General features: G+C 71.4%; 14 protein-coding genes. 7 read left to right on the forward strand and 7 right to left on the reverse strand.

Features of this window, described 5'->3' with window-relative positions; genetic code table 11:
* Window positions 1-82: 82 nt before the first annotated feature.
* The 4 genes from ligA to ACFZBU_RS00995 form a co-directional block, all read right to left on the reverse strand.
* Window positions 83-2,281, reverse strand: a complete 2,199-nt coding sequence (ligA, locus tag ACFZBU_RS00980) for an NAD-dependent DNA ligase LigA (RefSeq protein WP_391581323.1) — start codon at window positions 2,279-2,281, stop codon at window positions 83-85.
* 83 nt (window positions 2,282-2,364) lie between these two features.
* Window positions 2,365-3,369 (reverse strand): methionine synthase, encoded by a 1,005-nt coding sequence (locus tag ACFZBU_RS00985; protein ID WP_391581777.1) that lies wholly within the window; start codon window positions 3,367-3,369, stop codon window positions 2,365-2,367.
* Window positions 3,370-3,439: 70 nt separating this feature from the next.
* Window positions 3,440-5,020 (reverse strand): MDR family MFS transporter, encoded by a 1,581-nt coding sequence (locus tag ACFZBU_RS00990; RefSeq protein WP_391581324.1) that lies wholly within the window; start codon window positions 5,018-5,020, stop codon window positions 3,440-3,442.
* A 48-nt stretch (window positions 5,021-5,068) separates the two neighbouring features.
* On the reverse strand, window positions 5,069-5,662 hold the full coding sequence (locus ACFZBU_RS00995; RefSeq protein WP_391581325.1) for an NADPH-dependent FMN reductase: 594 nt from the start codon (window positions 5,660-5,662) through the stop codon (window positions 5,069-5,071).
* Between the two features lie 159 nt (window positions 5,663-5,821).
* On the opposite strand from ACFZBU_RS00995, the gene ACFZBU_RS01000 reads away from it, so the two are divergent.
* From ACFZBU_RS01000 to ACFZBU_RS01010, 3 genes are read left to right on the forward strand one after another with little or no spacing between them, the layout of a single operon-like run.
* Window positions 5,822-6,598 carry a TetR/AcrR family transcriptional regulator gene (locus ACFZBU_RS01000; RefSeq protein ID WP_391581326.1) on the forward strand — a complete coding sequence of 259 codons (777 nt, stop codon included), beginning with the start codon at window positions 5,822-5,824 and terminating at the stop codon, window positions 6,596-6,598.
* A gap of 55 nt (window positions 6,599-6,653) precedes the next feature.
* Complete coding sequence (locus tag ACFZBU_RS01005) at window positions 6,654-6,935, forward strand: type II toxin-antitoxin system Phd/YefM family antitoxin (protein WP_391581327.1); 282 nt, start codon at window positions 6,654-6,656, stop codon at window positions 6,933-6,935.
* A 6-nt stretch (window positions 6,936-6,941) separates the two neighbouring features.
* A complete protein-coding gene (locus ACFZBU_RS01010) occupies window positions 6,942-7,220 on the forward strand; it encodes a type II toxin-antitoxin system RelE/ParE family toxin (RefSeq protein WP_391581328.1) in 279 nt (92 codons plus the stop codon).
* A gap of 48 nt (window positions 7,221-7,268) precedes the next feature.
* Here the strand turns inward: ACFZBU_RS01010 and ACFZBU_RS01015 are convergent, their stop codons facing one another.
* Window positions 7,269-8,201 (reverse strand): serine hydrolase, encoded by a 933-nt coding sequence (locus ACFZBU_RS01015; RefSeq protein WP_391581329.1) that lies wholly within the window; start codon window positions 8,199-8,201, stop codon window positions 7,269-7,271.
* Window positions 8,198-9,145, reverse strand: coding sequence for a LysR family transcriptional regulator (locus tag ACFZBU_RS01020; RefSeq protein WP_391581330.1), 948 nt, complete (start codon window positions 9,143-9,145; stop codon window positions 8,198-8,200). The genes ACFZBU_RS01015 and ACFZBU_RS01020 overlap by 4 nt, the downstream gene beginning before the upstream one ends.
* 293 nt (window positions 9,146-9,438) lie before the next feature.
* On the opposite strand from ACFZBU_RS01020, the gene ACFZBU_RS01025 reads away from it, so the two are divergent.
* Window positions 9,439-11,010, forward strand: coding sequence for a penicillin-binding transpeptidase domain-containing protein (locus ACFZBU_RS01025; protein ID WP_391581331.1), 1,572 nt, complete (start codon window positions 9,439-9,441; stop codon window positions 11,008-11,010).
* A 208-nt stretch (window positions 11,011-11,218) separates the two neighbouring features.
* On the opposite strand, the gene ACFZBU_RS01030 is transcribed toward ACFZBU_RS01025, so the two are convergent.
* Window positions 11,219-12,139: an alpha/beta fold hydrolase gene (locus tag ACFZBU_RS01030; RefSeq protein ID WP_391581332.1), complete on the reverse strand. Its 921-nt coding sequence runs from the start codon at window positions 12,137-12,139 to the stop codon at window positions 11,219-11,221.
* A gap of 360 nt (window positions 12,140-12,499) precedes the next feature.
* On the opposite strand from ACFZBU_RS01030, the gene gatC reads away from it, so the two are divergent.
* Genes gatC through ACFZBU_RS01045 form a run of 3 tightly spaced genes read left to right on the forward strand, consistent with a single transcriptional unit; the run spans window position 12,500 to window position 14,549 of the window.
* On the forward strand, window positions 12,500-12,796 hold the full coding sequence (gatC, locus tag ACFZBU_RS01035; protein WP_355535084.1) for an Asp-tRNA(Asn)/Glu-tRNA(Gln) amidotransferase subunit GatC: 297 nt from the start codon (window positions 12,500-12,502) through the stop codon (window positions 12,794-12,796).
* Between the two features lie 5 nt (window positions 12,797-12,801).
* Window positions 12,802-14,295 carry an Asp-tRNA(Asn)/Glu-tRNA(Gln) amidotransferase subunit GatA gene (gene gatA / locus ACFZBU_RS01040; protein WP_391581333.1) on the forward strand — a complete coding sequence of 498 codons (1,494 nt, stop codon included), beginning with the start codon at window positions 12,802-12,804 and terminating at the stop codon, window positions 14,293-14,295.
* Window positions 14,296-14,312: 17 nt separating this feature from the next.
* Window positions 14,313-14,549, forward strand: coding sequence for a hypothetical protein (locus ACFZBU_RS01045; RefSeq protein ID WP_020556325.1), 237 nt, complete (start codon window positions 14,313-14,315; stop codon window positions 14,547-14,549).
* Window positions 14,550-14,560: the final 11 nt, after the last annotated feature.

Genomic DNA, 14,560 nt, shown 5'->3' on the forward strand with positions numbered 1-14,560 from the left:
GGTACGCCTGTGGGGCACCGAGCCGCCGGGTGGGCAGGCTCCCGCCCAGGGTAGGTCGTTCCGGCGGTGCGAGGGAGCGCTTTCAGCCGGCGCGCTCGGCCACCCACGCGCGGGCCGCCTCGGGCCCCTCGTCCAGGAGTACGGCGAAGCCCTCGTCGTCGAGGATCGGCAGGCCCAGTTGCACGGCCTTGTCGTATTTGGAGCCGGGATTGTCGCCCACGACCACGAAGTCGGTCTTCTTCGAGACCGAACCCGTCACCTTGGCGCCGCGCTGTTCCAGGGCCTCCTTGGAACTGTCCCGGGTGTACCCGGTGAGAGTTCCGGTGACGACCGTCACGATTCCGTCGAGCGGGCCGGGCGGCTTCTCCTCGTCGGCGCCCTCCTCGGCGAGCCGCACGCCGGCCGCGCGCCACTTCTCGATGATCTCGCGGTGCCAGTCCTCGGCGAACCACTCGGTGACCGCCTTGGCGATGATCGGGCCGACGCCGTCGACCGCGGCGATCTCCTCCTCGGAGGCCGCGGCGAGCCGGTCGAGGTCGTGGAAGCCGCTCGTGATGGCCCGGGCGGTGGTGTCGCTGACGTGCCGGATGGACAGCGCGGTCAAAATCCGCCACAGCGGCTGGGTCTTGGCCTTCTCCAGGCCCTCCAGCAGCGTGGCGACGGTCTGCTTGGCTTCACCCTTCTGGTTGGCGAAGAACGACACGACCTTCGGCTCGCCGGTCTTCTCGTCGATCTTGGGCATGCCGGTCCGTTGTTCGCGTACGACCACCTTGATCGGCAGCAACTGCTCCACCGTCAGCGAGAACAGGTCGCCTTCGTTGACCACGGGCGGTTCGGCCGGCTCCAACGGCTGGGTCAGCGCGGTCGCCGCGACGTAACCCATGCCGTCGATGTCGAGTGCCTTGCGGCCGGCGAGATAGAACAACCGCTCGCGCAGCTGCGCGGGGCACGACCGGGCGTTGGGGCAACGTACGTCGACGTCGCCCTCCTTCATCGCCCGCAACTCGGTGCCGCACTCCGGACACTCGGTCGGCATCACGAACTCGCGTGCGTCCGCGGGACGCAGGTCGGCGACCGGGCCGAGGATCTCCGGGATCACGTCACCGGCTTTGCGCAGCACCACGGTGTCGCCGATCCAGACACCCTTGGCCTTGACCACGTTCTGGTTGTGCAGCGTCGCATAGGCCACCACCGACCCCGCCACCGTCACCGGCTCCATCACCGCATACGGCGTCACCCGACCCGTACGCCCGACGCCCACCTCGATGTCGAGCAGCTTGGTGTTGACCTCCTGCGGCGGATACTTGAACGCGATCGCCCACCGAGGCGCCTTCGAGGTCGCGCCGAGCCGGCCCTGGATCGGGATCTCGTCGACCTTGATCACGATGCCGTCGATCTCGTGCTCGACGGAGTTGCGGTGCTCGCCGTAATAGCGGACGAACTCCTTCACCTCGTCGATCGTGTCGACCACCTTGTTGTGCTGCGCGGTCGGCAGCCCCCACGCGTGCAGGCGCTCGTACGCGTGCGACTGGCAGTCGATGTCGAAGCCCCGGCGAGCGCCGATGCCGTGCACGATCATGTGCAGCGGGCGGGACGCGGTCACCCGCGGATCCTTCTGCCGCAACGATCCGGCAGCGGCGTTGCGCGGGTTGGCGAACGGCTTCTCGCCGGCCTCGACCAGTCGCGCGTTCAGTTCGTCGAACTTCTCGATCGGGAAGAACACCTCGCCGCGGATCTCGACCAGCTCGGGTACGTCGTGCCCGCCGTCGTCGCGCAGCCGGGTCGGGATCTCGGCGATCGTGCGGATGTTCGGCGTGACGTCCTCGCCGGTCCGGCCGTCCCCGCGCGTCAACGCGCGCACCAGCCGGCCGTTCTCGTACAGCAGGTTGATCGCCAGTCCGTCGATCTTGAGCTCGCACAGATAGTGGAACGACCCCGTGCCCAGCTCGCGGGTGAGTCGGTCGTCCCACTCGTCGAGCTCGTCCTCGTTCATCGCGTTGTCGAGGCTGAGCAGGCGCTCCAGGTGGTCCACCGAGGCGAAGTCGGTCGAGTACGTGCCGCCGACCTTCTGGGTCGGCGAATCCGGCGTGCGCAACGCCGGGTACTCCTCCTCGATCGCCTCCAGCTCCCGCATCAGCGCGTCGAACTCGCCGTCGCTGACGACCGGCGCGTCCTTCACGTAGTAGCGGAAGCGGTGCTCCTCCAGCTCACGGGCGAGGGTCGCGGCGCGTTCGCGCACCTCGGCCGGGATCTCGTCCACTCCGGTCGTCGCACCAGCCACGTCGTCGCCCTCCAGCGCCACCAGTTCGAATGGGGTTCGCGGCGTCCCGCGGACGGGCCGCCCAGGCGCGCCGCCGCGTTTCGCTACATGGCACCTTCGGGGTCGTCCCGAAGCACCCGGCCGGCAGCCACACTGTGGGACAGGGCGGCCCGGGCATGCGCCGGAGAGGCACCGGCGAGGCCACACGTGGGGGTCACCACGACGGCTTCGGCCAGGGACTCCGGCGGAAAACCGAGCCTGTTCCACAACGTTCCGACAGACCTGACGGTACCGGGCGGGTCGGACAGTGGCCGCGCTCCCACACCGGGCCCGACCTCGGACGCCTCGCTCTCCGGGGGCAGAGCGGGCACCACCCCGGCGAAGAAGCGGAAGCCGGCCTCGACCGCCTCGCCGATCGATTCGTCCTGGGACTGCCGCAGCAGCGAGAAGTCGAGCGAGACGCCCGCCGCACCTGCCTGACGCAGCAGCGTGACCGGCGTGCCCGGTGCGCAGCAGTGCACGACGGTCGGTACGCCCGCCACCGCGATCACGTCCCGCAGCGTGTCCCGGACCACCGCCTTGTCCACCGCCCGCAACCGGCCGAAGCCGCTGGCGGTGGGCACGTCGCCGGCGATCACGCCGGGCAGCGCGGGCTCGTCCAACTGGAGCACCAGGTCGGCGCCCGGGATCCGCCGAGCCACCTCGGCCACATGCAGCCGGATGCCCTCGGCGAGCGACACGGCCAGGTCCCGGCATGCGCCCGGGTCGGCCAACGCCTTGTCGCCGTAGGTCAGTTCGATCGTGGCGGCGAGCGTCCACGGACCGGCGACCTGGATCTTGAGCGGACCGGTGTAGCCCTGGGTGAACTCCTCCAGGGCGTCCAGGTCCTGGCCCAGGTACGAGCGGGCCCGGCGGTGGTCGCGCCCGGGGCGGTCCACGAAGCGCCACCCGGAGGGCTGCACGTCGGTGTAGAGGTCGACCAGCATCCCGGCCGAGCGGCCGGTCAGGTCGGCACCGGGCCCGCGGGCGGGCAACTCGGGCAGGTGCGGCAGGTCGGTCAGCAGGCCGAGCACCATCTTGACGGTCTCGCGGATGTCCTCACCGGGCATGGAACCGACCCCGGTGGCGCTGCCGGGTGACCAGGGAGAAGTACGTTCTGGGGTGTCCACGCCCGGAAGCTTAGTTCGACCCGGCGCGCACCCCGGCGGGTGCCGGAGCGGTGTCGGCCGCGACTTCGGACGCGGTGTCGTACGCGGCGGGTCCACCCGGTGCGCCGGGGGCCGAGCGCAACGGGACCTCGCGGACGAACCAGGACAACCCGAACGCGAGCGCGGACAGGATCGCCAGCCCGATCACCACGCCGTGCAGGCCGCTGGTGACCGCCGTGTGGAAGGCGTCCCGCGTGGCGGCGGGCAATTCGCGCAGCGCGGCCGGGGTCAGGTCGGCCCCGCCGGAGCCCGGCCGGCCGTCCTGCGACCCCAGGCTGCCTTCGAAGCGGTGTGCGTACACCGCGCCGAGCAGCGCGACGCCGAGCGAGCCGCCGATCGTGCGGGTGAGCGTGGCGGTGCCGCTCGCCGCACCGAGGTCGCGGGGGTCGGCGCTGTTCATCGTGATCAGCATGGTGCTCTGCATCACGAAGCCCACACCGACGCCGATCAACAGGGTCAGTGCCGAGGCCGCGGCCGTGGGAGTGTCCACACCGAGGCCGAGCAGCACGAGCGCCCCGACGATCATCAGCGCACCGCCCAGGATGGGGTGGACGCGGTAGCGACCGGTCCGGCTGATCAGTCGGCCACTGGTGATCTGTACGCCGAGCATGCCGAACATCAGCGGCAGGAGCAGCAGGCCACCCGCGGTGGGCGAGGCGCCCCGGACGAACTGCATGTACTGCGGGAGGTAGTTGGTGGCGGCCATCATCACCGCGCCGACCAGAAAGCTCAGCACCTGCGCCACGGCGAAGTTGCGGTCGGCGAACAGCCGGGGCGGGATGATCGGTTCGACCGCGCGCCGCTCGACCGGGACGAACGCGGCCAGCGCCACGACCGTGAGCCCGGCCAGGCCGAGGATCTGCGGCGAGGTCCACGCGTAGGTGGTGCCCGCCCAGCCGGCGAACAGGGTCAGTGCGACGATCCCGGTGGTGAGCAGGGCGGCGCCGGCATAGTCGATCCGGGCCTTGATCCGCACGGTGTCGAGCCGGATGCCGAAGCCGACGATGACGAGCGCCGGCAGGCCGACCGGCACGTTGACGTAGAACGCCCAGCGCCAGTTCAGGTGATCGGTGAGGAAGCCGCCGAGCAGCGGTCCGCCGACCAGCGCGATCGGCATGATCGCGCCGAACAGCGCCTGCACCCGGCCGCTGTCGCGGGGCGGTACGAGCGCGCCGATCAGCGCGAAGGCGCCGACCATCAGGCCGCCCGCGCCCAGTCCCTGGACGGCGCGGAAAAGGATCAGCTCGTTCATGTCCCGGGACATCCCGGAGAGCATCGAGCCGACCAGGAACACGCCGATCGAGGCCATGAACGCGCCCTTGCGACCGTAGAGGTCGCCGAGCTTGCCCCAGATCGGGGTGGCCGCGGCGGCGGCGAGCAGGTAGGCGGTGACCACCCAGGACAGCCGGTCCAGGCCGCCGAGGTCGCCGACGATGGTGGGCAGTGCGGTGCCCACGATGGTGCCGTCGAGCATGCCCAGGAACATGCCGAGGACCAGGCCGACGATGCCGAAGGGGATTTTGGTGGGTGGGGTGTCGGTCGCGTGTGACATGGCGCTGCCCCCGTGGTGGGTGGTGGGGTACGGACGGGCAAGGAGGCGTCAGGCCGCGTACGGGCGCACGGCCTTGGCGTTGCGCAGGGCGTGCGCCCACCACACGAGCTGATCGAGCATGGTCTTCGCGGCGGCGTCCGAGGCCGGGTCTACCGCGTCGCCCTCGGCGTCGAACTTGTCCCAGTGCCCGTGGAAGCTGACCGTGTCCCGGACGGTGACCGCGTGCAGTTCGGCCAGCACGACTCGCAGCTGCTCGACCGCGCGCAGACCGCCGGATACCCCGCCGTAGGACACGAAGCCGACCGGCTTGGCGTGCCATTCCGGGTTGTGCCAGTCGATCGCGTTCTTCAGCGCGGCCGGGAAGCTGTGGTTGTACTCCGGCGTGACGATCACGAACGCGTCGGCGGCGGCCAGTCGGGGCGAGACCTCGGCGAGCAGTTCGGCGGTGCCGGGCGCCGGCGGCTGCCCGAAGGCCGGGAACACCGTGGGCAGCGGGGTCTCGACCAGGTCGACCACGTCAACGGTGAGGTCGTTGCGTTCGGCGGCACGGGCGCGGATCCATCCGCCGACGGTGGGTGCGAAGCGGCCGTCCCGGGTGCTGCCGACGATGATCGCGAGGCGCAGGGGAGTGGTGGCGGGCATGGTGACTCCTCGGTGTCCGTGTACGACGTATCCGTCGAGATACAACGTACACAGCAGTGTGTACGGCGTCCACTCTTGATACGTTGTACGCAGAACTTCGACGTATCCGCGGCCTCCGTCGCATCGCCGCATCCATCGCACTTCGGAAGGACCGCACTCATGGCCGGCCAGAAGAGGAAGTCGTCACCGGCAGAGGCAGAGGCGGAGCCGGATGCGGGCGGCGAACGTCGGGTCTCGCTGTGGGAGCGGCTGGACAACCCGACTCCCGCTCCGCGTACCGTGCTCACCTCGGGCCGGATCGCCGAGGCCGCGGTCGCGATTGCCGACGCCGAGGGCATCGACGCGGTGACGATGCGGCGGCTGGCGACCGAGCTGGGCGTCGCGCCGATGGCGGCCTATCGGTACGTGTCGGGCAAGGACGACCTGTTGGAGCTGATGGTCGACCGGGTCTACGGCGAGCTGACCGCGCCCGAGAACGGCGCGGGCTGGCGGGCCACGCTGCGCACGCTCGCGACCAGCACGCGCGAGATCGTCCTGCGGCATCCGTGGCTGGTGCAACTGCCGTCGGCGCGGGCGGCGATCTCGCTCACGCCGAATCGCCTGGCGTCGGTGGAGTGGGGGATGGCCGCGCTGGCCGAACTCGACCTTCCGCCCGACGAGTTGATGGTCGCCGTGGACACGGTCGGCGCGTACGTGCAGGGCCGTACCGCCTCCGAGGTGGCCACCCTGCGGCTGATGGAGGTGCGGGGTGCGGCCGACGGCCACGCACTGCGAACGCACCTGGCCCCGGAGATGACCTACCTGATGAGCACGGGCCGATACCCGACCTTCCACGCGTACCTGGGGGCCGCTCGGCGCAAGGACGATCCGCGCTGGCAATTCGAGACCGCCCTCGACTGCATCCTCGACGGCCTCGCCGCCCGCCTGGGCATCTGACCTCGCAAGACCCACGGATTCCATGTACTACATGTACATCTGACACATTCGTGACATGAGTGAGCCTGTGACTGCCTCCATGGCTGAGGTCCGTAGCCACCTTGCGGACGTCCTCGATCGCGCTCGGCGGGACGAGACGCCGACGATCATCACGCGGCGGGGAAAGGAGGAAGCCATCGTGATCGACATCGACGAGTACCGGCGCTTGCGTCTGCTTGCGGACGGCGTCGAGGACTCCTGGCTCGACACACTGGCGGACGAGTCGGAATCCGAGGGCGTCGAAGGGTCGGTCTCTCTCGAAGGGATGGCCGCCCTGCTCCGATCCCACCACGCCTGATTCCGCATGGGTTGCGTCACCCGGTTCACGCCGCATGCCCAGCGGGATCTGCTCGAGATTCCCCGCCCCGATGCCGTGCGGATCCTCCATCGTCTGATCGAACTCCAGCGCGCGATGGACGCGGGAGGCACTGGGGCTTTCGATATCAAAGCCCTCCAAGGGCACGGCTCGCGATGGCGTCGGCGAGTCGGGGACTATCGGGTCGTGTACACCATCGAACACGGCCAACTGATCATATGGGTCATGGCTGTCGGCAATCGCCGCGATATCCACCGCAACCGGTAGGGCCCGAACGGCGGCGGTGCGGTGCGCACCGCGCCGGCGGGCCGGTGCTCAGCGGCCGGTGGCGGTTTCGCGTTCCACGAGGCGGAGTGCGTCGACCGCCATTCTGGCCGCCGTGCCGATCACCGCGTCCGCGGCCGGCAGGGCCGCTGCGGTGTCGGCCGCCCGGGTGCAGATCGCGATCGCGTAGCGGCCGCCGTCCGGATACTCGACCACTCCCGCCTCGTGCCGCATCGTCGGCAGCGTCCCGGTCTTCCCGGACACCCGCACGTCGTCGAACGGGAATCCGGACGCCAGCCGATGCGACCACGCCTGGAGGCCGAGCACCCGCCGCAGCCCGACCCCGTACTCGCCGCCACACGCCTCGTCCCGCCAGATCGCGCCCAGGAGCCGGGTCAGGTCGCGCGGGGTGCCCCGGTTGGAGCGGAGCGGATCCAGCGCCCGCAGCCGGGCCACGACCGCCGGGTCGACCAGCCCGGCCGGCCCCGCCGGACCGGCGTCCTCCCGCATGCCCGCGTACATCTCGCGCAGCGGCTCGATCGCCACCGTGCGGGTCAGCCCCAACTCGGCCATGGTCGCGTTGACCGTGTCCAGGCCCAGTTCGTCCCACAGCGCGTCGGCCGCCGCGTTGTCGCTCACCGCGATCGCGAGCGACGCGAGGTCACGCAGCGACATGGCGACCGGATCGAGCATCGCGGCCACGCCCGTGCCCCCGGGGCTGCGTTCCGCGCCCGCCGGCAGCTCGATGCGCCGGGTCAGCTCGACCCGGCCGGCCGCCGCCTCCCGGAACAGCGTGGCCACCAGGCACAGTTTGTGCAGGCTCGCCGTGCTGTGCAGGGTATCGGCGCCCAGGTCGAGTTCGGTGCCCGCGTCGATGTCGACCGCGTGCAGCACACCGCTCACCCCCGCGTCGGCGAACGCGTCGGCGATCCGACTCCGAACGGCACGTCGGACGCCCGCACGCGGGGCACCGGACCCGGTCACAGCGGGAACTCCGAGGCCGGACGCGGGAAGACCGGACGCCCCGGACGCTCGCCGAGCACCCCGGCATGCCGCCGAAGGGCCGCATGCGCGGTCTCGGTGAACGCGCGTACGGCAGGCCCGTCGGCGCCGCGCGGCCAGGCGGTCGAGGTTCGCCAGGCCAGCGGCGTGCCCGCCAGCGGGCGCCACACCGTGCCCGGGTCGGGCGTGGTCGGCGGCGCCAGTGCCACCGCCGCGCCCGACAACACCAGCGCCCGGGCGAAGTCGCCGCCGGCCACATCGTGCACGAGCGCCGGCGTACAGCCGTGCCGGGCGCACGCGGTCAGCGTCTCGTCGTACAGCGCCGGGGCGAACTCCCGCGGAAACAGCACCAGCTCACACCCCGTCAGATCGGCGAGCGCGACCTCGGCCGAGGCCGCGAGCGGATCCCCGGCCGCCAGCAGCACTCCCAGCGGCTGATGCAGCATCGGACCCACCTCCAGATCGGCCACCGCGCACGGATGCCGGAGCAGGCCGACGTCCAGCGTGCCGGCCGCCAACTCGCGCAGTTGCCGAGCGGTGGTCAGCTCGCGCAGTTCCAGGGCGCCGCCCGGCGAGCGCTCCCGAAAGCCGGTCAGGATCGCCGCGACCGCCGCACCGCCCAGATCGGGCGGCACCGCCGCGCGGATCGCGCCGGTACTGCCGCCGCGCAGCCCCGCCACAGCGCCGCCGAGCCGGTCGGCGGCGGCGAGCAGCTCGGCCGCCTCGGCCAGGACGACCCGGCCGGCCGGGGTGAGGGCGACCCCGCGGCTGTTCCGGTCGAACAGCCGCACGCCGAGTTCGCGTTCCAGGCGCTGGATGCGCTGGGACAACGACGGCTGGGCGATCCGCAGCCGCTCGGCGGCCCGACCGACATGTCCCTCCTCCGCAACGGTCCGGAAGTACCGGAGGTGTCGGAGCAGGTCCATGACCGGCAATGATAGTCATTCGACTATCGGATCCGGTGCGATAACGGTCTTGGACCATCCGATCGAATCCCTGTTCTCCTGGCAGCACGCGGAGATCGGGAGGGCCGGACATGACGGCGGACAGGTCGTATGGGGTGGGCGGGTCGGCGGGAGCGGATCGGGCCGAACGGGCACGGGCGGGGACGGGCTCGGACCGGCCGGCGCCGCTCGGGCCGAGCACGCTCCGGGAGGGGCGGCGACCCGGACCGTCCCGGCGGGCCGGCAGGCGGCGACGGGCCTGGCCGGCGCTCCTGGTGGCCGGAACGCTGGTGCTGGGCGGCGGCGGTTGGGCCGCGGCCGATCGCTGGTTCGGCGACTCGGACGAGAATCGGGCCGGGCCGGCGCGAGCAGGCGGCGCCGAGGCGGATCGGGCGGCGCGGGTCTTCCTCGACCACTGGGCGGCCGGGCGCTGGGCGGACGCGGCCGCGCTGACCGACGACCCGCAGACCGCCGAGACCACGCTGCGCAGCTTCACCGTCGGCTTGGAGATAACCGCGCCCACCTTCACTCCGGGGCCGGCCAAGGCGGCGACCGACGGCGAGGTGGCGGTGCCGTTCGGCGCGGCGATGCCGGTCGGCGGGCTGGGCACCTGGAACTACGCCTCGACGCTCGCGCTGACCAAGGGCGGCGGACCGGGCGGGTGGCTGGTGAAGTGGCAGCCGTCGCTGGTGCATCCCAAACTCGGCGCGGCGGCCAAGTTCCGGCTGACCAAGGGCACGGCGGGCGGCTCGACGGTGAAGGTGCTCGACCGCGACGGAGGCGTGTTGTCGCCGGCCGACCACCCGTCGCTGACCCCCATCTTCGGCGCGACCGGCGGCGCGGGCGGATCGGCCGGCGGGGCGGTACAACTGATCAACCGTCAGACCGGCGCGGTCGAGTCCACCGAGGCCGAGTTCGGCGCGCCGAAGCCGGCCGCCGGCGGTGGCCCGGTGGCCACCACGATCGATCCGCGGCTCCAACGCGCGGCGGACACGGCGGTGGCCAGGCATGCGAAGGGTCGGCTGGTCGGCCTGGTGGCGCTGAGCATCGACAAGGGCGAGGTGCTCGCCCTCGCGAACGCGCCGACCACCGGCATGAATCGGGCCTTCATGGGGCGGTACGCGCCGGGCTCGACGATGAAGGTGATCACCACGGCCGCCCTGCTCGACAAGGGCGCGGTCACGCCGAGCGACCTCGTCGACTGCCCCAAATACCTCACCGTCGGCAAGCAGTTCCACAACGTGGAGACCTCGGAGATCCGCGGCGCCACGTTCCGCGAGGACTTCATGCACTCGTGCAACACGGCGTTCGTCAACCTGCGGGGCAAGCTCGGCAACGACGAACTGGGCCGGTTCGCGAGCGAGCACTTCGGCATCGGCCGGGAGTGGAAGACGGGTATCGCGTCCTTCGACGGCAAGGTCCCGTTGCCGGTGGACGAGACCGACAAGTCGGCCGCGATGTTCGGCCAGGGCACGGTGCAGGCGAACCCGCTGGTGATGGCTTCGGCGACGGCCACCGCGGTTTCGGGCAAGTTCCGCCAGCCGGTGGTGATCAAGGGACAACGACCCACCGCCGAGGCCCGCGGCCTGAGCGCGCCGGTGGTGGCCGACCTGCGCAAGCTGATGCGGGCCACGGTGACCGACGGCTCGGCCAAGGTGCTGGCCGACCTGCCCGGCGATGTCGGCGCCAAGACCGGCACCGCGGAGGTGACCGAGGACGGCCCGAACAACGGCTGGCTGGTCGCCTACCGAGGCAACGTCGCGATCGCGTGCCTGGTCGAGGCGGGCATCACCGGCAGCGGCTCGGCAGGCCCGATAGTCCACGACATCCTGTCCACCCTCCCCTGACCGGAAAGCCCACCCGCACCGCGCCGATCTCGAGCGCCGAGTTCGTACGGCAACCTCAACCGCCGACCGGGCCGAAAATCCGGCCCGGCCGGCGGTTGAGGCCAAACAGCCCGTCCGGCGCTTGAGGACAGCGGGCCGCAGGCCGCCCGCCCGAGGCCGTTGCCCCGGTCGGCCGCATGGCTCGTGCGCACGGCTCGTGCGTACGGCGCTATGTCCCGAAGGCCAACCCCACGCTCCGACCTATCTCGCGTCGCTGAAGGTAGAAACAGGCCTTGTGCGGTTCCGCCCCATGCTCGCCGGTGTAACCACCCCGCAGCACCGGCCCGCCGTCCGCGGGGACCGGGAACATCCGCGACAGGGTGGGATCCGCGGCCACGAGGTCGTCGCGATCGGCCAGGTTCACCCAGTTCTCGACGAATGCCGGCGGCTGCGCGGGCTGCGGTCGCACCCACGAGTCGACGACGGTGTCCGGCCCGAGCGGCGACCCGAGCGTGATCAACAACGGCAGTGGTCTGCGCAGCCGGTGGGCGAGTTCGTACGCGACCACCGCACCGAGCGAATGCCCGATCACCACCTTGGTGTCGAAGCCGATCTCGGCACCGACCCGATCGAGCACCCGATTTCTGGTCTGATCATCCGTCAGGTATCGGGTCAGCTGGGTCAGCGCCTTGTTCACGAAGCCGCCGGCCGAGCCCGGCCCGTCGGCGGCGAACCAGCGCAGCCCGGCGAGCCCGCACGTGGGGGAGAGCACGACGGTGCGACCCGTCTCCCCCGGACCGCCCTCCAGGCGGGCGATCTCCCTTGCCGCGCGCTGCCGTTCCGGCGGAACCGAACCGCGGACCGCGGCACGATCCAGCCATTCGCGACCGATGCGCGCGGTCACCTCGTGCTCGATGGTCTCGTCGATCATCTCGCCCTGCGACGGGTGTCGGCGGAGCAGGTCACCGTAGAACGCCATCCGCGCGTCGATCCCGCGACGGGTGTGGCGGTACTTCCACAGACGATCCGCGACCTCGGGAAACCCCGCGGCCTTCACTCCCCGGGCCAGCCGTGGGACCCACTCCTCCTCGAGCGTGTGGGCCGACCTGTATTCCTGCGCGATCCCGTGTACCAGCACGATGGCGGCCATCGTGTCCCCTCCCAAGCCCCGAGTCCTTGACGAGCGCGCTCTCGGACGCCGGGCCCAAGAGTTGTGCGAAGGGCCGATCGACGCGGGGGGACGCAGACCGGAGAGTGGCTTCGCAAGGTTCTCTTACCCAGTCGGTAACGGAAGTTGGCATTTGAGTGAAGTTACTTCCGGGTTGTTCGACGAGATGTGCCATCCGGCCGGAAATATTCGCACCTGGGCGGCGGCGCGGTGCCGTCGCGAGGGCCGACGAACCGTCCGCGGCCGGGCGCGGTGCGGACGGGTCGGTCCGTCACGGAATCCGTTCCGGCTTCGCAATAGACTTGGCGCCCACACCCGACGAAACCGAAGGAACCCGCCTGCATGCCTGGCATCACGCGCGAGGAGGTCGCCCACCTCGCCCGGCTGTCGCGGCTGGAGCTCGGGGCCGAGGAGCTTGATCACCTCGCCGCGCAGCTCGACGACATCATCGGCGCGGTCGCCCGCGTCGCCGAGGTCGCAGCCGACGACATCCCGCCGACCTCGCACCCGCTGCCGCTGACGAACGTCATGCGGCCGGACGTCATCCGCCCCGGGCTCACCCCCGAGGAGGCGCTGTCCGGTGCGCCGGCCGCCGAAGAGCAGCGTTTCCGGGTGCCCCGCATCCTGGGAGAGGAGTGACGGCCATGACCGAGACCATCCGCTGGACCGCGGCCGAGACCGCCTCCGCCATCGCCGACGGCAAGGTCACCGCCGTCGAGGTCGCCCGGGCCCACCTGGACCGCATCGAGGCCGTCGACGCCAAGGTGCACGCCTTCCTGCACGTGGACGCGGACGGCGCGTTGGCCGCGGCCAAGGCCGTCGACGACGCCCGTGCGCGCGGCGACCGGCTCGGCCCGCTGGCCGGCGTACCGCTCGCGCTCAAGGACGTGTTCACCACCAAGGGCGTGCCGACCACCTGCGGGTCGAGGATGCTCGAAGGCTGGAAGCCGCCGTACGACGCGACGCTGACCCGCCGGCTCAAGGACGCGGGCGTGGTCATCCTCGGCAAGACCAACATGGACGAGTTCGCCATGGGGTCCTCGACCGAGAACTCCGCCTACGGCCCGACCGGCAACCCGTGGGACCCGAGCCGGGTCCCGGGCGGCTCCGGCGGCGGCTCGGCCGCCGCCATCGCGTCCTTCCAGGCACCGCTGGCGATCGGCACCGACACCGGCGGCTCGATCCGCCAGCCCGCCGCGCTCACCGGCACGGTCGGCGTCAAGCCCACCTACGGCGGCGTCTCCCGCTACGGCCTGGTCGCCTTCTCGTCCTCGCTCGACCAGGGCGGCCCGTGCGCCCGTACGGTGCTCGACGCCGCACTCCTGCACGAGGCGATCGCCGGGCACGACCCGCTCGACTCGACCTCGATCGACGCCCCGGTGCCGAACGTGGTCGAGGCCGCGCGCAGCGGCAGCGTCAAGGGCCTGCGGATCGGTGTGGTCAAGGAGTTCGGCGGCGAGGGCTACCAGGCGGGCGTGCTGGCACGGTTCGCCGAGGCGGTCGAGTTGCTGCGCGAGCTGGGCGCCGAGATCGTCGAGATCTCCTGCCCGAACTTCACCTACGCGATGCCGGCGTACTACCTGATCGCGCCCTCGGAGGCGTCGTCCAACCTCGCCCGCTTCGACGCGATGCGCTACGGGCTGCGGGTCGGCGACGACGGCGAGCACTCGGCCGAGGAGGTCATGTCGCTGACCCGCGAGGCAGGCTTCGGCGCCGAGGTCAAGCGCCGGATCATGCTCGGCACCTACGCGCTGTCCTCGGGCTACTACGACGCGTACTACGGCCAGGCCCAGAAGGTCCGCACGCTCATCACCCGCGACTTCGAGGCCGCCTTCGGGCAGGTGGACGTGCTGGTCTCGCCGACCACGCCGACCACCTCCTTCCCGATCGGGGAGCGCGCGGACGACCCGATGGCGATGTACCTCGCGGACCTGTGCACCATCCCGTCCAACCTCGCGGGCAACGCCGCGATGTCGCTGCCGTGCGGCCTCGCGGACGAGGACGGCCTGCCGGTCGGCCTGCAAATCATCGCGCCGGCCATGGCCGACGACCGGCTGTACCGGGTGGGTGCCGCCGTCGAGGCCGCCTACCTGTCCCGCTGGGGTGCCCCGCTGCTCGACCGCGCACCCGCGCTCTGACTTTTCGAGGAGTCGATATGGCCAAGAAGAAGAAAGCCCCCAAGAGCAACGTCGCCAAGGTCTTCAGCGTCGGCATGCAGTTGTTCGGCGCGATCGGTGTGCTCAAGCAGATCAAGGAGGCCCGCGGCAAGAACGACAAGCTGGAGCTGGCCGACGCGGTGATCAGCGCCGCCGCCGTGGTCACCGGCTTCGCGCTGCTGATCCGGGCGATGCGCGAGGTCGAGGAAGAGCTGACGGAGGCCGACGTCCTGTGAGTACCACCAGC

The sequence above is a fragment of the Embleya sp. NPDC008237 genome, from assembly GCF_042956465.1.
GTDB lineage: Bacteria > Actinomycetota > Actinomycetes > Streptomycetales > Streptomycetaceae > Embleya.